The 10,049-nt window shown below is 74.5% G+C and carries 9 protein-coding genes; 8 read left to right on the forward strand and 1 reads right to left on the reverse strand.

Annotated elements, in window-relative coordinates:
• Positions 1-81 precede the first annotated feature (81 nt).
• The 7 genes from ACZ6EJ_RS26600 to ACZ6EJ_RS26630 all read left to right on the forward strand — a co-directional run bounded on the left by ACZ6EJ_RS26600 (position 82) and on the right by ACZ6EJ_RS26630 (position 7,599).
• Complete coding sequence (locus tag ACZ6EJ_RS26600) at positions 82-459, forward strand: hypothetical protein (protein WP_469270643.1); 378 nt, start codon at positions 82-84, stop codon at positions 457-459.
• Positions 456-2,192, forward strand: coding sequence for a flavin monoamine oxidase family protein (locus tag ACZ6EJ_RS26605; RefSeq protein ID WP_469270645.1), 1,737 nt, complete (start codon positions 456-458; stop codon positions 2,190-2,192). Before ACZ6EJ_RS26600 ends, ACZ6EJ_RS26605 begins: the two co-directional genes overlap by 4 nt.
• Before the next feature lie 66 nt (positions 2,193-2,258).
• Positions 2,259-3,488 (forward strand): metal-dependent hydrolase family protein, encoded by a 1,230-nt coding sequence (locus ACZ6EJ_RS26610; protein ID WP_469270646.1) that lies wholly within the window; start codon positions 2,259-2,261, stop codon positions 3,486-3,488.
• A gap of 114 nt (positions 3,489-3,602) precedes the next feature.
• Complete coding sequence (locus tag ACZ6EJ_RS26615) at positions 3,603-3,956, forward strand: MerR family transcriptional regulator (protein WP_469270648.1); 354 nt, start codon at positions 3,603-3,605, stop codon at positions 3,954-3,956.
• 91 nt (positions 3,957-4,047) lie between these two features.
• Complete coding sequence (locus ACZ6EJ_RS26620; RefSeq protein ID WP_469270650.1) at positions 4,048-4,989, forward strand: alpha/beta hydrolase; 942 nt, start codon at positions 4,048-4,050, stop codon at positions 4,987-4,989.
• A 201-nt stretch (positions 4,990-5,190) separates the two neighbouring features.
• On the forward strand, positions 5,191-5,820 hold the full coding sequence (locus ACZ6EJ_RS26625; protein WP_469270651.1) for an alpha-ketoglutarate-dependent dioxygenase AlkB: 630 nt from the start codon (positions 5,191-5,193) through the stop codon (positions 5,818-5,820).
• A 240-nt stretch (positions 5,821-6,060) separates the two neighbouring features.
• Positions 6,061-7,599, forward strand: a complete 1,539-nt coding sequence (locus ACZ6EJ_RS26630) for an exopolysaccharide biosynthesis polyprenyl glycosylphosphotransferase (protein WP_469270653.1) — start codon at positions 6,061-6,063, stop codon at positions 7,597-7,599.
• Positions 7,600-7,654: 55 nt separating this feature from the next.
• On the opposite strand, the gene ACZ6EJ_RS26635 is transcribed toward ACZ6EJ_RS26630, so the two are convergent.
• Positions 7,655-8,638: a GDP-L-fucose synthase family protein gene (locus tag ACZ6EJ_RS26635; RefSeq protein ID WP_469270655.1), complete on the reverse strand. Its 984-nt coding sequence runs from the start codon at positions 8,636-8,638 to the stop codon at positions 7,655-7,657.
• A 116-nt stretch (positions 8,639-8,754) separates the two neighbouring features.
• Here ACZ6EJ_RS26635 and gmd point away from each other — a divergent pair, with 116 nt between their 5' ends.
• Positions 8,755-9,768 (forward strand): GDP-mannose 4,6-dehydratase, encoded by a 1,014-nt coding sequence (gene gmd, locus ACZ6EJ_RS26640; protein ID WP_469270657.1) that lies wholly within the window; start codon positions 8,755-8,757, stop codon positions 9,766-9,768.
• Positions 9,769-10,049 lie beyond the last annotated feature (281 nt).

A 10,049-nucleotide genomic window follows, 5' to 3' on the forward strand; every position in this document is an offset into this window, starting at 1 on the left:
CACTGTGTGGGGTGTTGTTTGTTGTTCCCACGCAAAAAGGAGACCTTCCGCGGAGCCCCCCGAAGCGTCCGAGGTTGCGATTTGTGTGCCCCTCCCCGCCCCCCCGCGGCCGGGCGCCCGCACCAGGCGGCCGCCCTGATCCGGCAGCTCCTGCCGCGGGCCCGAGCCGGCCTGCGGCTGGCCGGGGTGGCCGCCGACGAGGCGGACACGCTCCTGCACCTGCTGGACCGGCGCGTGGCGACGGGCCGGACGGGAGCGTGGTGGCAGCGGCAGACGCTGGACGCCCTGCTCGGCCGGCCCGACCCGCCTGCCGGAGCGGGCCGCCAGGACGACGCCGCCCCGGCCCGCCGCCCCTCCGTGCTGGGCGAGCTGACCGAGCGCTACGCCCGGCTGGCGGAGCACGAGACCCCCGTCCACACATGGGCCCCACCCGCTTCCCTCCCCCGGAGACCCCGATGAGCGAGAAGACTCCCCCGGCCACGGACCTTCAGGTCGACTTCCCCTTCGACTACGCCGCCTTCGTCGCCGGCGACCGGCGCGCCGGACGGCTCCCCGCGTCCGCGCAGGGCGCGCGGGTCGCCGTCATCGGGGCCGGCGGCAGCGGCTTGGCGGCCGCCTACGAACTGATGAGGGCGGGATGCCATCCCGTCCTGTACGAGGCCGAGCTGAGCGCGGACGGACCCGGAGGGCGCCGCCTGGGCGGGCGCATGGACAGCCGGCGCCTGGACGAGGCGGACAGCGCCGTCGTCGAACTGGGCTGTATGCGCTTCCCCGACTCCGCCGCCCTGCTGAACCAGTACGCGCGGACCTTCGGAGTCCGGCTCGCGCCCTTCCGTGAGAACTACGCGCCCGAGACCACTCCGGTGACGGTCCTGGACGTGGACGGTCGGCAGTACCCCGCCCGGAGCATCACCGACCTCTACCCCCTCCACCCCGGTTTCGCGACCGCGCACACCCGCTGGCAGGAGGCGCTCGCCCGGATCGGCTTCTTCCAGCTCCAGCGGGACGTCGCCGCCCGCGACCTGACCGCTGTGCGCCGCCGCTGGCGCGGCGTGGTCGCGCGCTTCGAGCCGTGGTCGTTCTACCGGTTCCTGCGCTCCCCCGAAGGCGTGGGCCTCTCCCACGGACAGGCCCGCGTCCTGGGCACCGCCGGGGTGGGGCCCGCGGCGTGGGACTCCTTCTTCGACATCAGCGTCGTGGAGATCCTGCGCCTGCTGCTGTGCACCGAGGGCGGCACCCAGATGTACGCCCCGCAGGGCATCAGCCGCCTCGCCGAGGGGTTCTGGACCCACCGCGCCGACACCGCCCAGGGCCCCCGGCGCAGCCTGGAGGCCCTGAACGACGGCGCCCCGCGGCCCGCCGTGCGCAGGCTCGACGTCGCGCCGACCGCCGCCGGGGGCGTGGTGGTGCACGACGAGGCCGGCCGCGGCGAACGCTTCGCCGCGGCCGTCTTCACCCCGCAACTGCGGTTGCTGGAGACCGGGGTGCGGCTGTGCTCCACCGACGCGGAGGTCCCCGTCCTGGGGCCGCGGCTGTGGCGGGCCGTACGCCGGCTGCACTACTTCCAGTCCGCCAAGACCGCGCTCGTCAGCGAGCAGCCGTTCTGGGAGGGCACGTCGCTGGACGGCGTCACCGTCACCGACCGGCTGCCGCGTGCCGCGTACACCGTGGACTACGGCCCCGCCCACGGCCCCGGCGGCCGGCGGGCCGTACTGGACCTCAGCTTCACCTGGGCGCAGGACGCGATGAAGATAGCCCCGTGCGACCTGGACGAACGGGTCGCCCTGTTCGTCCGCGACCTCGCCGACATCCACCCCGAGGCGGCGCCGGCACTGTACGCCCACGCGGCCGCGGACCGGGCCGTCACGGTGTCCTGGGAGAACAGGAAGAACTTCAAGGGGCTCTGCCGGTTGTCCTGGCCGGGCGACCACGCCTACCAGCACGACCTCTTCTCGCATTTCATGAAGGACTTCACCGGCTCGCCGGCCGTGCCGGGCGAGCCTCCCAACGCCCTGTTCCTGGCCGGCGACGACACCTCGTGGTCTCCGGGATGGCTCGACCACGCCCTGGGCTCGGGACTCAACGCGGCCTGGGGCGTGCTGCGCCAGCTCGGGGCCCGGCCGACTCCGGGCAACCCCGGACCGGGCGACGTGTGGGACGACCCCCGGTACCACCCGCTCGCCGTGCCGTGACCGCCACCCCCGTACGGGGCTGCGCCCGCTGACCGCGTCCACCCCCGCCGGACCCCCGGAGGAACCATGCACACACCACGCGGGCGGGACCTCCTGCTCCGGCCCGACCGCGTCTGGGACGGGGTCGCCGACGGCCCCGTCGGCGGAGGGCGCGTCCTCGTGCGGGACGGCCGGATCGTGGAGACGGGCCCCGGCCTCACCGCCGGCGACCGGGCGGACACCGTGGACATGCCCGGCTGCACCCTCATGCCCGGCTTCATCGACTGCCACGTCCACCTCCTGGACCGAGCGGCCGAGAAGGAGTCGGCGGCCTACCAGACCCTCACCGCCGTCCCCGCCCTGCGCACGCTCCTGCGCCGGGGCTTCACCACGGTGCGGGACCTGGGCAGCGCCCACCTGCCCCTCAACACCTCGCTGCGCCGGGCCGTGGAGGACGGGCTGGTCGAAGGGCCCCGCGTCGTCGCGGCGCCGAACACCCTGTCCTCGCCCGGCGGGCACGAGGACAAGGACCCCGACCTCGCGCAGCGCTACGGGCGCCCGATCGGGACCCTCGCCCAGGGGGAGGACGAGCTGCGCCGCGCGGTGCGGGACCAGGTCAGAGCCGGAGCGGACTGGATCGCGTTCACGGCCGGCGGCGGGTTCACCTCCGCGGTCGACCGGCCCGGCAGCACCTCCTACGCGCAGGCGGAGATGCGGACCATCGTGGCGACCGCGGACGACCTGGGGCTGCCCTGCGCCGCCCACGCCCTGAGCGACCGGGCCGTGCGGCGGGCCGTCACCGCCGGAGTCCGCAGCGTGGAGCACGGCTGCTTCGCCACCACCAGCACGTACCAGGTCATGGAGGAGGCGGGGACCTACCTGGTGCCCGCCCAGTACGCACAGACCTACTTCCTCGACCGGCTCGACGACGACTCCTTCTGGGGCAGCACCACCGCCTCGACGCGCCGCACGTACCGCGCCCATGCCGAGCGGCTGCGCGAAGGACTGCGGCGGCCCGCCCGGACCGGTGTCACCGTGGCCTTCGGAACCGACGCCGGGCTGTTCCCCCACGCCGAGAGCTGGCGGGAGTTCCCCACCCTCGTCGCCCACGGCCTCTCCCCCCTGCGCGCCCTGCGCTCCGCGACCAGCACCGCGGCCGCCCTGCTCGAACGCCCGGACCTGGGGGTCGTCGCGCCCGGCGCGCGAGCGGACCTCGTCGCCGTCGAGGGCGACCCCTTCCAGGACATCACGGCGACCGGCCGCGTCCGTCACGTCCTGCGGGACGGCCGCCTCGTCTCCCCGTCCTCCTCCGGTTGACGGAGGAGGACGGTCCGCACGGGGCTCGTGGTGAGGGCGGGACGGCCGGAACTAGGCTTGCGGTCTCGTAGCGGGTCGTGGAGGCGCCCCCGGACGCGGAGGAGCGGTACAGGCATGAGGATCGGCGAGCTGTCGCGGCGCACGGGCGTGGCGCCCCGTCTGCTGCGGTACTACGAGGAGCAGGACCTGCTCCATCCGGAACGGCGGCCCAACGGTTACCGCGACTACCCCGAGCGGTCCGTGCGCAAGGTGCTGCGGATTCGGGACCTGCTCGCCTCCGGCCTGCCCACCAGGGTCATCCGCGACGTCCTGCCGTGCCCCGACGGGCCCGGCGACACGCTCACCAACCCGGATCTCCTGAGCGCCCTGGTGGCCGAACTGGAGGCGATGGAGCGCCGGATCGCCTGCCTCGAGGAGAACCGGGACGCCATCCGCGGCTACCTCAGGAAGCAGGGCGTGGAGGCGTGAGCCGGGCCGACTTGACCTTCACATTGATGTGAGTCTTTTACGGTGCTCCGCGTGGCCGAAAACGGTCGCCATCAAGCGTGAGGAGCACAGCATGTCCGTCACCGGCGTGGAGCAGGTCGTGGAGCGGTTCTACCAGGAGTGGGGCGCGCGCACCGGTCTCGTCTTCGAGGAGCTGGAGGCCACGGGCTCCCTGGTCGCGTTCCGGGAGGACTACGTGGGGTTCCTGCAGGAGAACTTCCCCGCCCCCGAGGGCGTGGCCTTCGAGGACGTGGACGCCGCGGGCGTGGCCGCGCAGTGGGTCACCCCGCAGGACGTGGTGCCGGGCCGGGTCCTGCTCTACCTGCACGGGGGCGCCTACCTGGTGGGAAGCCCCAGGGGGTACCACGGGCTGGTCGGCGCGTTCGCGCGGGATCTGCGGGCGAAGGCCCTGGTGCCGGACTACCGGCTCGCCCCCGAGGCCCCCTTCCCGGCCGCGATCGACGACGGGGTGGCCGCGTACCAGTGGCTGCTGGACCAGGGGGTGGACGCCGCGGACATCGTGGTGGCGGGCGACTCGGCCGGCGGCGCGATGGCGGTCAGCGTCCTGGTCGCCGCGCGGGACCGGGGGCTGCCGATGCCGGCCGCGTCGATCGCCTTCTCCCCCTGGGCCAACCTGGAGCACACGGGAGCCTCGATGACCACGCGGGACGGCATCGACCCCTCCGTCAACCGCGCCGGGCTGGACATGGCGGCCGAGTCCTTCCTCGCCGGAACCGAGCCCGGCCACCCGCTGGCGTCCCCCGTCTTCGCCGACACCCGCGGGCTGCCGCCCGTGCTCATCCAGATCGGGGAGCGGGAGGTCATGCTGAGCGACGCCGTCCGGCTGGCGTCCCAGCTGGCGGAGAGCGCCGTGGCCACCCGCCTGGACGTGGCCCCCGGCATGGCGCACGTCTGGCACTTCTTCGCCGGCCGCCTCCCCGCCGCCACCAAGGCCCTGGCCGACGCGGTGGCCTTCGCGGAGGAGAACCTGACGCGCGGTCGGCAGGGCCAGTAGGCGGCCGGGCGGGCGTGACCGGCCGCAGCGGTTCGCTCCCGGCAGGGCCGGTGGAGCCGGCCGGGTCGCACGCGGCGACCCGGCCCGGCCGGGCCGCCGCCGCCCCGCCCCGCGGCGCGTGGCCCCACCCCTCACGCCCCCGCTCCGGGAGCGGCACCCCCGCTAATCGCACACATGCTCGAATAGCGTTAGGCTCATCCCATGGGCGTACACCTCCAAACCTCGCTTTTCGACCAGGAGACCGAGATCGACACCCGGCCGCTGAGCGGGCTGCGGCGCACCGAGCTGGGCCACGGGGCCTGGATCGACGTGCTTCCGCAGTGGCTCTCGGGGGCGGACGCGCTGTTCGAGACGCTGGTGCGCGAGGTGGACTGGCGGGCCGAGCAGCGGGTCATGTACGAGCGCGTGGTGGACGTCCCCCGGCTGCTGGCCTTCCACGGCCGCCGCGACCCCCTGCCGCACCCCGCCCTCGACGCCGCCCGCGCCCGGCTCAGCGGGCATTACGCCGCCGAGCTGGGCGAGCCGTTCACGACGGCGGGGCTGTGCTTCTACCGGGACGGCCGGGACGGGGTCGCCTGGCACGGCGACACCGTCGGCCGGGGCGGCACGCAGGACACCATGGTGGCGATCGTCTCCCTGGGCGCGCCCCGGCACCTGGCGCTCCGGCCGCGCCGTCCGGGGCCGGCCCCCGTGCGCCGCCCCCTCGGCCACGGCGACCTGATCGTGATGGGCGGCAGTTGCCAGCGCACCTGGGAGCACGCGATCCCCAAGACCGCCCGTGCGGTCGGACCGCGCATCAGCGTGCAGTTCCGGCCCGACGGCGTGCGCTGACGCGGTGCGCGGTACACCGCCCGGCGGATACGTCATATCCTCAGCAGCCATACGGGCGAGGCGACTTCGCACACTTCCGGTGGATCGTGGGCGTCTGGACCGAGCCGTCTGAACTTCACGAGAACTCCAGCGAAATGCCACGTGTGTGGATATCGTGCACCGGGCAGGGCCGCATCCGCCGTTCCACGGGATCGGCGGACGCACGCCGTCTGCGGGGGTGCGACTGTGACTGGGGGGTCCATGGGGCGTGTCAAGATACCGGAAACCGACATATCCGGACCGGCGGGGCTCCGGGGCGCGCCGCGCCCCCGCACCGCCGCGTCCCGGCATCGTACGGCGGCCCTGGAGCAACTGTGGAGGGGCCCGACCGCCCAGCGCGAGCCGGTCGGCCGGCCTCCGGACCGGCGGGGCCCCCTCCTCACCGCGCTGACCGACCTGCTCGGGCTGGCCGGGCCCGCCTGGCTGCTGCTGTGGGCGGGCGGCCAGCCCCGCCCGGCGGCCGTCACCGCGGTGTCCGCCCTGGTCTGGGCGGGGCTGCGCGCGGCGCGCGGGCGTTACGCCGCTCCCCCTCGGGGCGCACCGGGCGGCGCGCGCGACGCGGGCGGCGACTGGCTGCTGCTCGTCGGCGTGCTGGCGCTGCTGCACACGGCGGCGGGCGGCCCGGTGGACCCGGCCGCCGCGCTCGCGGCCCTCGCGCCGGGGCCGCTGGTCTCCGGCGCGGTGGCGGGCCTGCGCCGGTGGCCGCGCGCCGCACGGGGCGACCGGGCCGCCCGCCGGGTGCTGCTGGTGGGCGAGGCGGCCGGCGTGGACCGGACGGCGGCGCTGCTCAACTCCCGTACGGACCACTCGTACCAACTGGTCGCCGCGGTCCCGGTCGGGTCCCCCGCACCGGCGCACGACGGCGTCCACGTGGCGGGGCGGCTGGCGCCGCGCCCCGCCGACGACGACGTGGCGACGGTCCTCGCCGCGGTCGGCGCGCACGCGGCGGACCTGGTGCTGGTGGCCCCCGGCCCCCGGCTCACCGGTGACCGGCTGCGGCGGCTCGGCTGGGGGCTGCACGACGGGGGCGTGGCGCTGTGCGTGCTCTCGGAGCTGTCCGGGGTGGCGGTGGAGCGGGTCCGGCCCGCGACCGTCGCCGGGCTCACCGTGCTGCACGTCGCGCCGCCGCTGCGCCATGGCCCCCAGGCCGCGGCCAAGGCCGTGCTGGACCGGGTGGGCGCGCTGTTCGGGCTGCTGCTCCTGGCCCCGCTGCTCCTGGCGGTGGCGCTGGGCGTCCGGCTCTCCTCGCGGGGCCCGGCCTTCCACCGGCAGATCCGCCAGGGCCGGCACAACCGGCCGTTCACCCTGTGGAAGTTCCGCACGATGGTGGCGGACGCGGAGCACCGCAAGGCGCGGCTCGCCGCGGCCAACGAGAGCGACGGCCCGCTCTTCAAGATCCGGAGCGATCCCCGCGTGACGCCGATCGGCCGGACCCTGCGCAGGACGTCGGTCGACGAACTGCCCCAGTTGTTCAACGTGTTGCTGGGCCACATGTCCCTGGTGGGCCCGCGCCCCCCGCTCCCCGAGGAGGCCTCCCGCTACGACGAGAGGGAAGCGCGCCGGCTCGCCGTCAAGCCGGGTCTGACGGGCCTGTGGCAGGTGAGCGGGCGCTCGGACCTGTCCTGGCAGGAGGCGGTGTCGCTGGACCTCTGGTACGTCGACAACTGGTCGGTGGCCATGGACGTGGGACTCCTCGCCCGTACGGTGCGCGCCGTCGCCGACGGCCGCGGCGCCTACTGAGGGCGGAACGATGCGACGAGGAGTCCGGGTGCGCCGCCGTGCGGACGGCGGCGGGTCAGGCCGGGGTGGGGAGTTGTCCGAGCCACCAGGCGTAGGTGGTGGCGATGCCCTCGCGCAGCGGGACGCGCGGCGTGAAGCCGAGGCCGGCGAGGCGGGTCACGTCGAGCAGTTTGCGGGGGGTCCCGTCGGGTTTCGAGACGTCCCACCTGATACGACCTTGATAACCCGTCACCTCTGCTACCGTCGCAGCGAGTTCGCGGATGGTCAGGTCCTCGCCGCAGCCGATGTTGACGGGCGCCTCCCCGTCGTAGGCCTCCAGCAGGCGTACGCAGGCGGCGGCGAGGTCGTCGACGTGGAGGAACTCGCGGCGCGGGCTGCCGGATCCCCACAGGGTCACCTCGGGCGCCCCGTCGCGGCGCGCCTCGTGGAAGCGGCGGATCAGGGCGGGCAGCACGTGCGAGGTCTCCAGGTCGAAGTTGTCGCCGGGCCCGTAGAGATTGGTGGGCATGGCGCTGATGTAGGAGGCGCCGTACTGCCGCCGGTAGGACTGGATCTGGACGATGCCGGTGATCTTGGCCAGGGCGTACGCCTCGTTGGTGGGCTCCAACTCCCCGGTGAGCAGCGCGTCCTCGCGGATGGGCTGGGGCGCGAGACGAGGGTAGATACAGGACGAGCCGAGGAACAGCAGTCGCCGCACCCCGGCCGCGTGCGCTCCGGCGATCACGCTGAGCTGGATGCGCAGGTTGTCCTCCAGGAACTGCACCGGGTACGTGCTGTTGGCCATGATCCCGCCGACCTTGGCGGCGGCCAGCACGACGGCGTCCGGGCGGGCCTCCCGCAGGTACGCCTCGGTCCGCGCGGCGTCGCGCAGGTCCAGGAGGTCGCGGCCGCGGCTGAGCACCTCGTGGCCCTCCTCGGCGAGGCGGCGGGCCACCGCCGAGCCGACCAGGCCGCGGTGGCCCGCGACGAACACGCGGGAGCCGGGGCGCAGGAGCGGGCGGTCGGATTCCCCGGAGGGGGACGGGAGTCGGGTCGTCATGGCTCGGATTGTGCCAGCAGGGGGGCACGGCGGTGACGTCATGCCGCGGAAGGGCCGCAAGGCGACATGTCGGTGAACCGTTCGCCATCGCGGCGAGCGCCGAGAAGGGGGGAATCGTGGCGAAGACCGCGCTCATCACCGGAGTGACCGGACAGGACGGTTCGTATCTGGCGGAGTTGCTGCTCGGCAAGGGCTATACGGTCCACGGGCTCATACGCCGGTCGTCGAGCTTCAACACCGAGCGGATCGACCACATCTACCAGGGCCCCGAGGAGCCGGAGCGCTCGTTCGTCCTGCACCACGCGGACCTGTCCGACGGGGTGGCGCTGGTGAACCTGCTGCGCGACATCCAGCCCGACGAGGTCTACAACCTGGGTGCGCAGTCGCATGTCCGGGTCTCCTTCGACGCCCCGCTGTACACCGGCGACGTCACGGGGCTCGGCACCGTCCGGCTGCTGGAGGCGGTGCGGGCCAGCGGCGTCCAGACCCGGATCTACCAGGCCTCGTCCTCCGAGATGTTCGGCGCCAGCCCGCCCCCGCAGAACGAGCACACCCCCTTCCACCCGCGCAGCCCGTACAGCGTGGCGAAGGTGTACGCGTACTGGGCGACGGTCAACTACCGCGAGGCGTACGGCATGTACGCGGTGAACGGGATCCTGTTCAACCACGAGTCCCCGCGCCGGGGCGAGACCTTCGTGACCCGGAAGATCACCCGCGGCGTCGCCCGGATCAAGGCCGGGCTCCAGGACCGGCTGCACCTGGGCAACCTGGACGCCGTACGGGACTGGGGGTACGCCCCGGAGTACGTGGACGCCATGTGGCGGATGCTCCAGTGCGACGCCCCCGACGACTACGTGGTGGCCACCGGCGAGGGGGTCGGCGTCCGGGACTTCCTGGAGTTCGCCTTCGAGCACGCGGGCCTCGACTGGCGCGAGCATGTGCGCTACGACCCGAAGTACGAACGCCCCAGCGAGGTCGACGCGTTGATCGGTGACGCGTCCAAGGCCGAGGAGCTGCTGGGCTGGAAGCCCGAGGTGAAGGCGCGGGAGCTGGCCCGGATCATGGTCGACGCGGACATCCGCCAGTTGTCCGACCAGCTCACCGGGGCCGCCGTGCGGGTGGACAGATGAGCGGGCCGGGCCCGCGCGCCCCGGCGGCCCTCCTGAGCCGCCCGCTCCCCGCCGCCCCGGCCGGGCCCGCGCTCCCCCACGACTCCCGGTCGGCGCTCGCCGCGTCCGTTCCGGGCAGCACCACCGGCGCGACCGCCGGCTCGGCCGCAGGTCCGGCCGAGCCGACCGCGCCGGCTGCGGGGGGGGGGGGGGGGGGCCCCCCCGGTGGGCCCCCCACACCACTGGGGGTGGAGACGTAAAGGACGGGATGGGGGGGGGGGAGCGCGTGTGTTGTCTTGAAA

The organism is Streptomyces sp. NPDC041970 (assembly GCF_055588985.1).

Bases quoted from the DNA above. Each gene is read 5' to 3' on its own strand.
- ACZ6EJ_RS26610 (WP_469270646.1), top strand. From the start codon at position 2,259: ATGCACACACCACGCGGGCGGGACCTCCTGCTCCGGCCCGACCGCGTC.
- ACZ6EJ_RS26620 (WP_469270650.1), top strand. From the start codon at position 4,048: ATGTCCGTCACCGGCGTGGAGCAGGTCGTGGAGCGGTTCTACCAGGAG.
- ACZ6EJ_RS26635 (WP_469270655.1), bottom strand. From the start codon at position 8,638: ATGACGACCCGACTCCCGTCCCCCTCCGGGGAATCCGACCGCCCGCTC.
- ACZ6EJ_RS26615 (WP_469270648.1), top strand. From the start codon at position 3,603: ATGAGGATCGGCGAGCTGTCGCGGCGCACGGGCGTGGCGCCCCGTCTG.
- ACZ6EJ_RS26625 (WP_469270651.1), top strand. From the start codon at position 5,191: ATGGGCGTACACCTCCAAACCTCGCTTTTCGACCAGGAGACCGAGATC.
- ACZ6EJ_RS26605 (WP_469270645.1), top strand. From the start codon at position 456: ATGAGCGAGAAGACTCCCCCGGCCACGGACCTTCAGGTCGACTTCCCC.
- ACZ6EJ_RS26630 (WP_469270653.1), top strand. From the start codon at position 6,061: ATGGGGCGTGTCAAGATACCGGAAACCGACATATCCGGACCGGCGGGG.